This is a genomic window from Pseudomonas sp. NS1(2017) (assembly GCF_002269425.1).
Lineage (GTDB): Bacteria > Pseudomonadota > Gammaproteobacteria > Pseudomonadales > Pseudomonadaceae > Aquipseudomonas > Aquipseudomonas reactans.
Window position 1 is genome coordinate 1,216,675 of record NZ_CP022960.1, and the last position, 13,891, is coordinate 1,230,565.

Below are 13,891 nucleotides of genomic sequence, written 5' to 3' on the forward strand. Positions count from 1 at the left end.
GTATGCATCAAGGTTTGGCGACTTTCCAGGCCCCGTCCATTTTGCCGTCACCGGTCATGTCGCCCGCCTTCTTGTCCATGATGAAGGTATAGAGCGGCTTCCCGCTGTAAGCCCATTGGCTTTTCTGATCATCACGGGTGACGACGGTCCATTTCCCCATGGGCTTATCGGTGGACTCAGCCATCAGTGGAGGCCAGTTGGTGGCGCACTTGTCGTTGCACATGGACTTGCCATCGGCGTCCTTGGCAAAGGTGTAAAGCGTCATGCCCTTGTGGTCGACCAACATCCCGTCTTTCGTCATCGCCGGTTCCGCCGCGAATGCCAGGGTCGGCAGCGTCAACGCCGCCGTTACCAGCAGGGCTTTCCAGGAAATCATGCTGTAAGTCATCGGAACCTTCCTTTTGTGGTTGTCAGGATTCGGACCCAAAGCGTAGTCCAGAGAGGCGGGAATTGCCCGAGCGACTAAATTACTGTCACACGACTGCAATAATTCCGTTATCTAATGCGGCGCAAGACAGTTAAATGACAAGAGGATTTTTGAGCATGGTTGGCAGGAGCATTCTGATTGTTGACGACGAAGCGCCCATCCGCGAGATGATCGCCGTTGCGTTGGAAATGGCCGGCTACGACTGCCTGGAGGCGGAGAACTCCCAGCAGGCCCATGCCATTATCGTCGACCGCAAGCCGGACTTGATCCTGCTGGACTGGATGCTGCCCGGCACCTCCGGCATCGAACTGGCCCGCCGCCTCAAGCGTGACGAGCTGACCGGGGACATCCCGATCATCATGCTCACTGCCAAGGGCGAAGAGGACAACAAGATCCAGGGCCTGGAAGTCGGCGCCGATGACTACATCACCAAGCCGTTTTCCCCACGCGAGTTGGTCGCACGTCTGAAAGCCGTATTGCGCCGCGCCGGCCCAACCGATGGCGAGGCGCCTATCGAAGTCGGCGGCCTGCTGCTGGACCCGATCAGCCACCGCGTGACCATCGACGGCAAGCCGGCCGAGATGGGGCCGACCGAATACCGCCTGCTGCAATTCTTCATGACCCACCAGGAACGCGCCTACACCCGTGGCCAATTGCTGGACCAGGTGTGGGGCGGCAATGTGTATGTGGAAGAGCGCACCGTGGACGTGCATATCCGTCGCCTGCGCAAAGCCTTGGGCGATGCCTACGAGAATCTGGTACAAACCGTGCGCGGCACCGGTTATCGATTTTCCACCAAGGGCTGAGCCTGACTTAACAGCTGACAAGGACGCATGTTCAAGTGAACCAAAACTGGCATGGCACCCTGATCCGCCACATGCTTTTGCTGATCACCGGCTGCCTGTTGGTGGGTTTGGTCAGCGGTTACTACGGCTGGAGCCTGGCAGCCGGCATTGCCTTGTACCTGGGTTGGACCCTCAAGCAATTGCTGCGCCTGCATGAATGGCTGCGCCAGCACAAACCCGATGAAGCACCACCCGATGGCTACGGCCTGTGGGGCGAAGTGTTCGACAGCATCTACCACTTGCAACGCCGCGATCAACGGGTTCGGGGGCGCCTGCAAGCGGTGATTGACCGGGTGCAGGAATCCACGGCCGCGTTGAAAGATGCAGTGATCATGCTCGACAGCGACGGCAACCTGGAATGGTGGAACCGCGCCGCCGAGACCCTGCTGGGCCTCAAGACGCCCCAGGACAGCGGCCAGCCCGTAACCAACCTGGTGCGCCACCCGCGCTTCAAGGAGTACTTCGAACAGGAGAACTACGAAGAAGCCCTGGAAATCCCCTCGCCCACCAATGACCGCGTGCGCATCCAGCTGTACCTGACGCGTTATGGCAACAACGAGCACCTGATGCTGGTGCGCGACGTCACCCGCATTCACCAGCTGGAACAGATGCGCAAAGACTTCGTCGCAAACGTTTCCCACGAGTTACGCACACCGCTGACGGTGATCTGTGGCTACCTGGAGACACTGCTGGACAACGTCGACGAGATCAACCCGCGCTGGAGCCGTGCCCTGCAGCAAATGCAGCAGCAAGGTTCACGCATGCAGACACTGCTCAACGACCTGCTGTTGCTGGCCAAGTTGGAGGCGACCGATTACCCGTCGGATAACCATCCTGTCGCCGTGCAAAGCCTGCTGCAGACCATCAAGAACGACGCCCAGGCCCTGTCCGGCCAACGCGGGCAGCAGATCACCCTGGAAGCCGACCCCGTCGTGCTGCTCAAAGGCAGCGAAGGCGAGCTGCGCAGCGCGTTTTCCAACCTGGTGTTCAACGCCGTGAAGTACACCCAGGACAAAGGCAACATCCGCATCCGCTGGTGGGCCGACGAACAGGGCGCGCACCTGAGCGTGCAGGACTCCGGCATCGGCATCGACGCCAAGCACTTGCCGCGCCTGACCGAGCGCTTCTACCGCGTCGACTCCAGCCGCAACTCCAACACTGGCGGCACCGGGCTTGGCCTAGCGATCGTCAAGCACGTGCTGCTGCGTCACCGGGCACGCCTGGAGATCAGCAGCGTGTTGGGCCATGGCAGTACGTTTACCTGCCATTTTCCGCCAGCACAGATGACACGATCGAAGGCAATTGATCAGGACACCTGACGGCCCGCCCGGCAGTGGGCACTAGGCAAGCGCCCCGTCAGCCGCTACATTGGCCGACTTGCGCCTGTCTTCCAGGCCCACCTGCCACCTCTTATTGAACACACGGAACCTGCAAAACCCCATCATGGACCCTTCCCCTGGTATCACCCTCGCTACACTCTTCGCCGACTTCGGCATGATTCTTTTTGCACTGATCCTGGTACTGCTCAACGGTTTCTTCGTTGCGGCGGAATTTGCCATGGTCAAACTGCGCGCCACCCGGGTCGAGGCCATCGCCCACAAGAACGGCTGGCGCGGACAGATCCTGCGCACCGTGCACAGCCAGCTCGACGCGTACCTGTCGGCCTGCCAGCTGGGTATCACCCTCGCTTCCCTGGGCTTGGGCTGGGTCGGTGAGCCGGCCTTCGCGCACATCCTTGAGCCGCTGCTGGGCGCCGTGGGCGTCGAGTCGCCGGAAGTGATCAAGGGCGTGTCGTTCTTTGCCGCCTTCTTCGTGATTTCCTACCTGCACATCGTGGTCGGTGAGCTGGCGCCCAAGTCCTGGGCGATTCGCAAGCCCGAACTGCTGTCGCTGTGGACGGCGGTGCCGCTGTACCTGTTCTACTGGGCCATGTACCCGGCGATCTACCTGCTCAACGCCAGCGCCAACGCCATCCTGCGCATCGCCGGCCAAGGCGAGCCTGGCCCGCACCACGAACACCATTACAGCCGCGAAGAACTCAAGCTGATCCTGCACTCCAGCCGTGGACAGGACCCGAGCGACCAAGGCATGCGCGTGCTGGCCTCCGCCGTGGAAATGGGCGAGCTGGAAGTGGTGGACTGGGCCAACTCCCGAGAAGACCTGGTGACCCTGGACTTCAACGCCCCGCTCAAGGAAATCCTCGCGCTGTTCCGTCGCCACAAATTCAGCCGCTACCCTGTGTATGACGCGGTGCGCAACGAATTCGTGGGCCTGCTGCACATCAAGGACCTGCTGCTGGAACTGGCGGCCCTGGACCACATCCCCGAGTCGTTCAACCTGGCCGAGCTGACCCGCCCGCTGGAGCGTGTGTCGCGGCACATGCCGCTGTCGCAACTGCTGGAACAGTTCCGCAAAGGCGGCGCGCACTTCGCCCTGGTGGAAGAAGCCGACGGCAAGATCATCGGCTACCTGACCATGGAAGACGTGCTGGAAGTGCTGGTGGGCGATATCCAGGACGAACACCGCAAGGCCGAGCGCGGCATCCTGGCCTACCAGCCGGGCAAGCTGCTGGTGCGTGGCGACACGCCGCTGTTCAAGGTCGAGCGCCTGCTGGGTGTCGACCTGGACCACATCGAAGCCGAAACCCTGGCCGGTCTGATCTACGACACCCTCAAGCGCGTGCCGGAAGAGGAGGAAGTGCTGGAGGTGGAAGGCTTGCGCATCATCATCAAGAAGATGAAAGGGCCGAAGATCGTGTTGGCCAAGGTGCTGCTGCTGGACTAACTGTAGGAGCGGGCTTGCCCGCGAAAATCGTCAACGATAACGCGCTGAGCCTGAAACCCTGCGGCGCTCTGACGTTTTTCGCGAGCAAGCTCGCTCCTACATCCTTCAATTGCCCAATGCAAAATTGGGCAATGCGCCGACCGGCTGGTTGAACTCATACGGGATCGACACCAGCCCCGCCTCGGTGGCGCGCTGTACCACGAAATGCAAGTGCGGCCCGCTGCTGTTGCCGGTATTGCCCGACAGGGCCAGCGGGCTACCCACCGCCACACGTTGACCTGCCCGGACACTGACCGAACCTTGCTTGAGGTGCAGGTACACCGCCTCACTGCCGTCGTCATGACGCACTCGTACAAAATTCCCGGACGCATCATTGCCACGCCCGACCTGCTCATTCTCGGTCTTCACCACCATTCCGCCGCGTGCCGCAATGATTGGCGTGCCTTCGGGCATGGCGATGTCCATCGCGTAGCGGCTCTTACTATCGGTATGGCTGAAAGTGCCGTTGGGGCCTTGAGTCAGGCGAAATGGGCCGCCGCGCCAGGGCAAGGGATAGCGGTAGGCCTGAGGCGGGTAGCGGGCTGGAGGCCTGTCGAGTATCGGCCGCTCAAGCTTGCGCTCCCGGATCACGAACGCCTGGGCGCCTGGCGTATACCGGTCGCTGATAAACACCACGCCATCGGCATCGACGGATTTGTAGAGGGTCATGGCCTGGGTCGACAGAGCGACCGCTGCCAGCCCACCGCAGAGCAATAAGCGCATGAGCATGGCGTGAACCTGCCGGGATGACTTAGCGGCAGGTTAGCGAGGTTTGATGACAACTTTAGGCTGGCAGCCCGTTGAAACAAATATCCACGTTCATTTGGGCAGCGGCCGACAGATTGACCAAGGCATCCAGAGAGAGCTTGTCGATCTTGCCGGTGAGGACGTCGTTAAGTCGGGGCTGACTGATGCCCAATCTGTGTGCCGCGTCTTTTTGAGAAAGCTCCCAGCTGCGAATGGTCTGGCACAGCTCCAAGAGCAATTTTGACCGCAGCCGCATATTGGCGGCTTGCTGTGGCGTATCCTCCAAAGCGTCCCAAACACAGCTGAAACGCTCACCGTAAACTTTTTGATTGGTCATGGGCTCAACCTAACTCCTGCAATCTGGCGCGAGCCAGCTCGATATCATGCCCTTCGGTTTTTTGTGTGGTCTTGCGCAGCGCGTGCAGCACATAGATGGCCTCTGGCCGGTTGACCACATAAAACACTCGAAAAGCTCCTGACTCCTCAGTAATCCGAATCTCACTGACGCCTCTCCCGATGGTTTTCATCGGTTTGCAATCAAAGGGCTGCTCGCCCTGTTGCAAGAGATCCAACTGAAAGCCTGCCACCCTGCGGGCGTCGAGAGGAAACGTTTTGAGGTCCTTGAGCGAACTTCCTAGAAACACCACATCCTTGTGCCTTGGCATTGGCTTCTCCTTTTCTGGAAAGGAAAAGCGTAATCGACGATTCGGCCAAGGGGCTTAGAGGTTTGTTTCAAGGCATAGCGAAGACTCGATAACACTGAGACGTTACCGAGAGCCTATATCGAAACAGATATAAATCAAGACAGGGAACGGGAATCAGACAGTCGGTCGATTCCCGGTATTCAGAAGATTACGCACCCGGCACAAAGTGCTTCTGCGCCGTGCCGCGTGCGATCAGGCGGGAGATGTAATCAAGCTTCTGCGCGTCCTGGTCGATAAACCGGAAGGTCAGCTGCAGCCAATCGCTGTCAGGCTTGGGCTCAAAGGCGACGATGGCGTGCAGGTAGCCATTGAGACGAGCGACTTCGGCGTTGTCGCCCTGCTCCAGGTCGAGCACGGCGCTTTCCAGTACCTGAGGCAGGACTTCGCCACGGCGCACCACCAGCAGCGCTTCCTTGATGCTCAGCGCTTTGATTACGCATTGTTGGTTGCCGCTGGACAGGCGCAGTTGGCCCTGGCCACGACCGCCGGCCGGCGCCGCTGAAGGTGCCTGTACCGGTGGGCTGTTGAGCAAGCCTTTGCTCGGCGCTGGGGCGGCTGCAACCACTGGCGCTGCACGCGCCGCTTCGGGCTTGCCGCCGGTCAGTGCGCTGAGGGAATCGTTGCCGAACGCCGAGTTCATCTTGGTGGGTGCGCTGGCGACCAGCGCGTCGAGCCGACCGATCTTGTGCAGGGCTTGCTTGACCTTGTTCAGCAACTGTTCGTTGGTGAACGGCTTGCTGACGTAGCCAGAAACTCCGGCCTGGATGGCCTGGACCACGTTTTCCTTGTCGCCACGGCTGGTCACCATCACGAATGGCATAGCCTTGAGGTGAGGCTGCTCACGGCACCAGGTCAACAGTTCAAGGCCGGACATCTCCGGCATTTCCCAGTCGCACAGCACCAGGTCGAAGCTCTCGCGCATCAGGATGGCCTGGGCCTTTTTGCCGTTCACCGCGTCTTCAAGCTTGATCCCGGGGAAGTAGTTGCGCAGGCACTTCTTCACCAGGTCGCGGATAAACGAGGCGTCATCCACCACCAATACACTGACTTTACTCATCGACCCTTCATCCTAATTAAAACTTCGGCACGCAAGACGCCTGACTGATGGCATTTTGCCAAAACTCGGTAGTCACGTTGGGAATTTATCTCGCTCAACGTGCAAAAAATTCAGTGGCCACAAACAAAAACGCCCGACCAAAGGCCGGGCGTTAATTTCTCGGGCAACCTTACTTATCGTCAGTTTGGCCCGGAACATTAGGGATAAGATCGGCCGAACCTTCAACTTCGGCCTTCATGCGCTTGAGGCCCATGTGACGTACGTCGGTGCCGCGCACCAGGTAAATCACCAGTTCCGAGATATTACGCGCGTGGTCGCCGATACGCTCCAGGGAACGCAGCACCCAGATAATGCTCAAGACACGCGAGATAGAGCGTGGGTCTTCCATCATGTAAGTCGCCAGCTCACGCAGCGCGGTCTTGTATTCGCGGTCGATGACCTTGTCGTACTGGGCCACCGACAGTGCCAGCTCAGCATCGAAGCGAGCAAAGGCGTCGAGAGCATCGCGCACCATGTTGCGCACCTGGTCGCCGATGTGGCGCACTTCCACATAACCGCGTGGCGCTTCACCTTCTTCGCAGAGCTGGATGGCGCGGCGGGCGATCTTGGTGGCTTCGTCGCCGATGCGCTCCAGGTCGATCACCGACTTGGAGATGCTGATGATCAAACGCAGGTCGGACGCCGCCGGCTGGCGACGGGCCAGAATGCGCAGGCATTCTTCGTCGATGTTGCGTTCCATCTGGTTGATCTGGTCATCGATCTCACGCACTTGCTGGGCCAGGCCCGAGTCGGCCTCGATCAGCGCGGTAACGGCGTCGTTGACTTGCTTCTCCACCAGCCCGCCCATCGCCAGGAGGTGGCTGCGCACTTCCTCGAGCTCGGCGTTGAACTGCGCGGAGATGTGGTGGGTAAGGCCTTCTTTGCTAATCATGTTGGCGTCCTTGGAGCGTCCGGTAAGGTGCGGAGAACCGCAGCGTCAGTGCGAGGAAAATCCCGGCATCCTAGCCGTAGCGACCGGTGATGTAGTCTTCGGTCTGCTTCTTCGCCGGATTGGTGAACAGGGTGTCGGTATCGCCGAACTCCACCAGCTTGCCCATGTACATGAACGCGGTGTAGTCGGAAACCCGCGCCGCCTGTTGCATGTTGTGGGTCACGATGACGATGGTGAACTTGGACTTGAGCTCGTAGATCAGCTCTTCGACTTTCAGTGTGGAGATCGGGTCGAGTGCCGAGCAAGGTTCGTCGAGCAGCAGTACTTCCGGCTCAACGGCGATGGTGCGGGCAATGACCAGACGCTGTTGCTGACCGCCGGACAGGCCGAGGGCCGATTCGTGCAGACGGTCCTTCACTTCGTCCCACAGTGCCGCGCCTTTCAAGGCCCACTCAACCGCTTCGTCGAGGATGCGTTTCTTGTTGATGCCCTGGATGCGCAGGCCGTAGACCACGTTTTCGTAGATGGTCTTGGGGAACGGGTTGGGCTTCTGGAACACCATGCCCACACGGCGACGCAGCTCGGCCACGTCTTCGCCCTTGCGGTAGATGTTGGTGCCGTAGAGGTTGATCGCACCGTCTACGCGGCAGCCGTCCACCAGGTCGTTCATGCGGTTGAAGGTGCGCAGCAGCGTGGACTTGCCGCAGCCCGACGGGCCGATGAAGGCGGTCACGCGCTGCTTGGGGATGTTCATGCTGACGTCGAACAGCGCCTGCTTTTCACCGTAGTACAGGCTCAGGCCCGGCACTTCGATGGCCACGGTTTCCTGGGCCAGGCTCAGGCTCTGCTTGTCGCGACCCAGGGCAGACATGTTGATGCCGTGGGTGTGGGTATCTTGTTGCATGGGATGCTCCCTGTGCTACCAATTCGTTGTGTTGAACCGCAGGCATCGGGCCTGCGGCAAGCAATATTCAGATCAGCTATCCAACGCTTTGTATTTTTCGCGCAGGTGGTTACGGATCCACACCGCCGACAAGTTGAGCGTGGCGATCACCAGCACCAGCAGCAACGCGGTGGCGTACACCAGTGGCCGCGCGGCTTCGACGTTGGGGCTCTGGAAGCCGACGTCATAGATATGGAAGCCCAGGTGCATGATCTTCTGGTCCAGGTGCAGGTACGGGTAGTTGCCGTCCAGCGGCAGCGACGGCGCCAGTTTCACCACGCCGACCAGCATCAGCGGCGCCACTTCGCCAGCGGCGCGGGCCACGGCGAGGATCATGCCGGTCATCATCGCCGGGCTGGCCATTGGCAGAACGATCTTCCACAGCGTTTCCGCCTTGGTCGCGCCCAGTGCCAGGGAGCCTTCACGTACGGTGCGAGGAATCCGCGCCAGGCCTTCTTCGGTGGCCACGATCACCACCGGTACCGCCAGCAGCGCCAGGGTCAGCGAGGCCCACAACAGGCCCGGCGTGCCAAAGGTCGGCGCCGGCAGGGCTTCGGCGAAGAACAGGCGGTCAACCGAACCACCCAATACATACACGAAGAAGCCCAGGCCGAACACGCCGTAGACGATGGCCGGTACACCGGCCAGGTTGTTCACGGCGATACGGATGACGCGGGTCAGGGTGTTCTGCTTGGCGTATTCACGCAGGTACACCGCCGCCAGCACGCCGAACGGGGTGACGATCATCGCCATGATCAGGGTCATCATCACGGTGCCGAAGATGGCCGGGAAGATCCCGCCTTCGGTGTTGGCTTCCCGTGGGTCATCGCTGAGGAATTCCCAGACCTTGCTGAAGTAGAAGCCGATCTTGGTAATCGTACCCATGGCGTTCGGCTGGTAGGCGTGCACCACTTTGCCGATGCCGATTTCGATTTCCTTGCCGTTGCCGTCGCGAGCGGTCAGCGCGTCGCGGTTGAACTGGGCGTGCAGGTCGGCCAGGCGGGCTTCGATGTCCTGGTAGCGGGCATTCAGCTCGGCGCGGTCGGCATCCATGTCGGCCTGGGCGGCGGCGTCGAGCTTGCCTTCCAGCTCCAGTTTGCGGCCATGCAGGCGGATACGTTCGAGACCGGCGTTGATCGCGCCGATGTCGGATTTCTCCAGGGTCTTGAGCTGGGCGGCCAGTTTGTTGACGCGATCCACACGGGCCTGCAGCTCCGGCCATGCGGCCTCGCCTTCGGCGATGACCTTGCCGTCTTGCTTGACGTTGACCAGGGTGCCGTAGAAATTGCCCCACTCACGGCGCTCGATGGTCATCAGGTTCGCCGGCGTGGTCTGGTCCTTGAGCCACTCGCCGACGATCCAGGTGAAGTCGTTACCGTTCAGGTCACGGTTGCCAACCTTGATCAGCTCGCGGGTCATAAACTCCGGGCCTTGGTCCGGCACCGGCAGGCCAGCGCTTTTCAGGCGCTCGCGGGGGACTTCTTCTTTCTGCACCACTTCGCCGATGACGATATGGTTGGCCTGGCCCGGCACGCTGTAGTTGGCCTGGATCAGGTCGGCCGGCCAGAAGTGGCCGAGGCCACGCACGGCGATCACCGCCAGCAAACCAATGGTCATGATGACCGCGATGGACACCGCGCCACCGCTGATCCAGACGCCGGGAGCGCCGCTCTTGAACCATCCATTCAGGGAGTTCTGTTTCACAGACTTCTACCTTTCTTAAAGCGACGAGTATTTCTTGCGCAGACGCTGACGGATCAGCTCCGCGAGGGTGTTCATGATGAAGGTGAACAGCAGCAGTACCAGTGCCGAGAGGAACAGCACGCGGTAGTGACTGCCGCCCACTTCCGACTCGGGCATTTCCACTGCGACGTTGGCCGCCAAGGTGCGCAGACCTTCGAACAGGTTCATCTCCATCACCGGGGTGTTACCGGTGGCCATCAACACGATCATGGTCTCGCCGACAGCGCGGCCCATGCCGATCATCAGTGCCGAGAAAATGCCCGGGCTGGCGGTCAGGATCACCACGCGTGTCATGGTCTGCCACGGCGTGGCGCCCAAGGCCAGCGAGCCCAGGGTCAGGCCGCGTGGCACGCTGAACACGGCGTCTTCGGCGATGGAATAGATGTTCGGGATCACGGCGAAGCCCATGGCCAAACCCACTACCAGAGCGTTGCGCTGGTCGTAAGTGATACCCAGGTCGTGGGAGATCCACATGCGCATGTCGCCACCGAAGAACCAGGTTTCCAGGTACGGGCTCATGTACAGCGAGAGCCAACCGACGAACAGGATCACCGGGATCAGGATCGCGCTTTCCCAGCCATCGGGAACGCGCAGACGCAGGGATTCAGGCAAACGGCTGAAGATGAAGCCGGCCACCAGGATGCCAATCGGCAACAGCATCAACAGGCTGAAGATGCCCGGTAGATGCCCTTCCACATACGGCGCCAGGAACAGGCCGGCGAAGAAGCCGAGGATCACCGTCGGCATCGCCTCCATCAACTCGATCACCGGCTTGACCTTGCGGCGCAGGCTCGGGGCCATGAAGTAGGCGGTGTAGATCGCTGCCGCAACGGCCAGTGGCGCAGCCAGCAGCATGGCGTAGAACGCCGCCTTCAAGGTGCCGAAGGTCAGCGGGGCCAGGCTCATTTTGGGCTCGAAGTCGGTGTTGGCGGCGGTCGATTGCCAGACGTATTTAGGCTCGTCGTAGTTTTCGTACCAAACCTTGCTCCACAGTGCGCTCCACGATACTTCCGGGTGCGGGTTGTCGAGCATCAAAGGCTGTAGCTTGCCGCCGGCTTCCACGATCACGCGGTTGGCCCGTGGCGACATGCCGTACACGCCTTGGCCATCCACTACCGGATCCACCAGCAATGTGCGGTGCGCGGTGCTGTGGAACACGCCGAAGTTGCCGGCAGCGTCGAGGGCGGTGAAGCCTTTGCGGCGCTCTTCGGCGGAGATTTCCACGATAGGCGTGGTGCCCATCTGGAAGGTGCGGATCTGCTTGAAGCGCTGCTCGCCATCCGGATCGCGGGCCATGAACCACTGGGCCAGGCCGCCCTTGGAGTTGCCGATGATCAACGAGATACCGCCCACCAGCTGCGTGCTGGCGGTGATTTCGGCCGTGCCGTCTTCGAGCAATTTGTAGCGCCCGTTGAGGCTCTTGTCGCGCAGACTGAACACATCGGCCAGGGCGCGGCCGTTGATCACGTACAGCCATTGCTGACGTGGGTCAATGAAGATCGCCTTCACCGGCTCGGTCATCTGCGGCAGCTCGATGCGCTTCTGCTCGCTGGTGACTTCGCCGGTCATCATGTTTTCTTCGCGGCTCAGGGACAGCACGTTCAAGTGCGAACCGGCGGAACCTGCAATCACCAAGGTGGAATCAGTGGCGTTAAGGGCGACATGCTCCAGTGGGCGACCGGCGTCATCCAGCACGATCGGCGTTTCACCGTAGGGGTATTCGATCGCAGGCGTAATGGTTTTCTTGCCGTCCGGGTAGGACACCTTATAGGTGTGGCGGAACACCATGGACTGGCCATTGGACAGACCCAGGATCACCAACGGGCTACCGGGCTGGTCTTCACCGATAGACGCAACGCTGGTGCCGGCAGGCAGTGGCAGGTCGACACGCTTGAGTTCGGCGCCGGTTTCCACATTAAAGAACAGTGCCTGGCCCTTGTCGGAAACCCGCATGGCGACTTGGTTCTGCTCTTCGAGGGAGATCATCAGCGGCTTGCCCGCGTCCTGGATCCAGGCCGGAGTCAGGGCGTCTTCCTTGGTCAATGAGGCACCTTGAAACAGCGGCGCAACGACATAGGCCAGGAAGAAGAAAATCAGGGTGATAGCGCCGAGGACGGCGAGGCCGCCGACCAACACATACCAACGGGTCAGGCGATCCTTGAGCGCGCGAATGCGGCGCTTGCGTTGCAGCTCAGGCGTATTGAAGTCAATGCGCTTGGGGGGAGAAGTCGTCGTCATGGTGGAATTGGCCAGATCATTCATGCGCACACCCTAGCGATCCTGTATGACAGAAAGATGACAGTGCAGTGACGCAACAAATCCGCCGCGAAGCAAGGCTGGCAGCGGACTAGAAAATTCGGATGCGGGGCCGGTACTCCGGCCCCGCAGAGGCAATCAGTTGCCTTCTTTCAGACCCAGGTCAGCAAGGGCCTTGGCGGCGACTTTGGCTGGCAGTGGGATGTAGCCGTCTTTCACCACAACTTCCTGGCCCTGTTTGGACAGAACCAGCTTCACGAACTCAGCTTCCAGCGGGGCCAGAGGCTTGTTCGGGGCTTTGTTGACGTAAACGTAGAGGAAACGCGACAGCGGGTATTTGCCGTTCAGGGCGTTTTCTTCACTGTCTTCGATGAAGTCAGTGCTGCCTTTCTTGGCCAGGGCCACAGTCTTCACGCTAGCGGTCTTGTAGCCGATGCCCGAGTAACCGATGCCGTTCAGCGAGGAGCTGATCGACTGCACGACCGAAGCCGAGCCCGGTTGTTCGTTCACGTTTGGCTTGTAGTCGCCTTTGCACAGGGCTTCTTCTTTGAAGTAGCCGTAGGTGCCGGATACCGAGTTACGACCGAACAGTTGAACCGGCTTGTTGGCCAGGTCGCCGGTCACACCCAGGTCACCCCAGGTTTTCACGTCGGCTTTGCCACCGCACAGGCGAGTCGAGGAGAAGATCGCGTCGACTTGTTCCATGGTCAGGTGCTGGATCGGGTTGTCCTTGTGCACGAACACGGCCAGGGCATCCACGGCAACCGGGATAGCGGTTGGCTTGTAGCCGTACTTCTGCTCGAAGGCCGCCAGTTCGGTGTCCTTCATCTTGCGGCTCATCGGGCCCAGGTTGGAGGTGCCCTCAGTCAGCGCAGGTGGCGCAGTCGCAGAGCCGGCAGCTTGAATCTGGATGTTGACGTTCGGGTATTCCTTTTTGTAACCCTCGGCCCACAGGGTCATCAGGTTAGCCAGGGTATCGGAACCGACGCTGGACAAGTTGCCCGACACACCAGTGGTCTTCACGTACGCCGGGATTGCCGGATCAACACCAGCGGCCACCGCGTTGGCGGTCGCAACGCCAGCAGCGACAAAAGTCATTGCCGCCATCAAACGTTTCAGTTTCATGCCTTGCTCCTAGCAGATAGGGATAGTTGGATCGGGGCCAAGTATCGGGAGGCCGTGTGAACACTCTATGTCTGGAATGTGACAGTTAGATGAAAGGCCACTATTGGACACGACTCTGGCTTAAACCGGGAACACTCAGAAATGTTGGTCAAGATCCCGCTCGGACTTTTCCGACAGCCCTTTAGGGTTGCTGCTCGGACGCGTGCCCCCTAACCTGCCAGCGCATTCAAAACTCCACCAAAGGTTGACAAATACACAGTCAGGAATAGCCTTGTCAACCTAAGGAGACT

At 60.3% G+C, this 13,891-nt stretch carries 13 protein-coding genes; 3 read left to right on the top strand and 10 right to left on the bottom strand.

Annotated features, from left to right (window positions below; genetic code table 11):
• Positions 1-7: 7 nt before the first annotated feature.
• Entirely contained in the window at positions 8-388 is a 381-nt protein-coding gene (locus CI807_RS05900) for a hypothetical protein (RefSeq protein ID WP_095014023.1), read from the bottom strand.
• A gap of 155 nt (positions 389-543) precedes the next feature.
• Here CI807_RS05900 and phoB point away from each other — a divergent pair, with 155 nt between their 5' ends.
• The 3 genes from phoB to CI807_RS05915 all read left to right on the top strand — a co-directional run bounded on the left by phoB (position 544) and on the right by CI807_RS05915 (position 4,056).
• Positions 544-1,233 carry a phosphate regulon transcriptional regulator PhoB gene (gene phoB, locus CI807_RS05905; RefSeq protein ID WP_003176964.1) on the top strand — a complete coding sequence of 230 codons (690 nt, stop codon included), beginning with the start codon at positions 544-546 and terminating at the stop codon, positions 1,231-1,233.
• A gap of 71 nt (positions 1,234-1,304) precedes the next feature.
• On the top strand, positions 1,305-2,591 hold the full coding sequence (gene phoR / locus CI807_RS05910; protein WP_256578783.1) for a phosphate regulon sensor histidine kinase PhoR: 1,287 nt from the start codon (positions 1,305-1,307) through the stop codon (positions 2,589-2,591).
• A gap of 124 nt (positions 2,592-2,715) precedes the next feature.
• Positions 2,716-4,056, top strand: coding sequence for a hemolysin family protein (locus tag CI807_RS05915; protein WP_010207573.1), 1,341 nt, complete (start codon positions 2,716-2,718; stop codon positions 4,054-4,056).
• A gap of 105 nt (positions 4,057-4,161) precedes the next feature.
• Here the strand turns inward: CI807_RS05915 and CI807_RS05920 are convergent, their stop codons facing one another.
• The 9 genes from CI807_RS05920 to CI807_RS05960 all read right to left on the bottom strand — a co-directional run bounded on the left by CI807_RS05920 (position 4,162) and on the right by CI807_RS05960 (position 13,601).
• Positions 4,162-4,824: a M23 family metallopeptidase gene (locus CI807_RS05920; RefSeq protein ID WP_095014025.1), complete on the bottom strand. Its 663-nt coding sequence runs from the start codon at positions 4,822-4,824 to the stop codon at positions 4,162-4,164.
• 55 nt (positions 4,825-4,879) lie between these two features.
• Complete coding sequence (locus CI807_RS05925; protein WP_095014026.1) at positions 4,880-5,179, bottom strand: helix-turn-helix domain-containing protein; 300 nt, start codon at positions 5,177-5,179, stop codon at positions 4,880-4,882.
• 4 nt (positions 5,180-5,183) lie between these two features.
• Positions 5,184-5,507 carry a type II toxin-antitoxin system RelE/ParE family toxin gene (locus CI807_RS05930; RefSeq protein ID WP_095014027.1) on the bottom strand — a complete coding sequence of 108 codons (324 nt, stop codon included), beginning with the start codon at positions 5,505-5,507 and terminating at the stop codon, positions 5,184-5,186.
• A 187-nt stretch (positions 5,508-5,694) separates the two neighbouring features.
• Positions 5,695-6,603, bottom strand: coding sequence for a response regulator (locus CI807_RS05935; RefSeq protein ID WP_016978633.1), 909 nt, complete (start codon positions 6,601-6,603; stop codon positions 5,695-5,697).
• Positions 6,604-6,772: 169 nt separating this feature from the next.
• On the bottom strand, positions 6,773-7,534 hold the full coding sequence (gene phoU, locus CI807_RS05940; protein WP_095014028.1) for a phosphate signaling complex protein PhoU: 762 nt from the start codon (positions 7,532-7,534) through the stop codon (positions 6,773-6,775).
• 70 nt (positions 7,535-7,604) lie between these two features.
• Positions 7,605-8,438 carry a phosphate ABC transporter ATP-binding protein PstB gene (gene pstB / locus CI807_RS05945; protein ID WP_010207582.1) on the bottom strand — a complete coding sequence of 278 codons (834 nt, stop codon included), beginning with the start codon at positions 8,436-8,438 and terminating at the stop codon, positions 7,605-7,607.
• 72 nt (positions 8,439-8,510) lie between these two features.
• Positions 8,511-10,181 carry a phosphate ABC transporter permease PstA gene (gene pstA, locus CI807_RS05950; protein ID WP_095014029.1) on the bottom strand — a complete coding sequence of 557 codons (1,671 nt, stop codon included), beginning with the start codon at positions 10,179-10,181 and terminating at the stop codon, positions 8,511-8,513.
• 15 nt (positions 10,182-10,196) lie between these two features.
• The gene (locus tag CI807_RS05955) at positions 10,197-12,230 is read right to left on the bottom strand and encodes an ABC transporter permease subunit (protein ID WP_177409620.1); all 2,034 of its coding nucleotides are present in this window, start codon (positions 12,228-12,230) and stop codon (positions 10,197-10,199) included.
• 384 nt (positions 12,231-12,614) lie between these two features.
• A complete protein-coding gene (locus tag CI807_RS05960) occupies positions 12,615-13,601 on the bottom strand; it encodes a phosphate ABC transporter substrate-binding protein PstS (RefSeq protein WP_016978637.1) in 987 nt (328 codons plus the stop codon).
• Between the last annotated feature and the right edge of the window lie 290 nt (positions 13,602-13,891).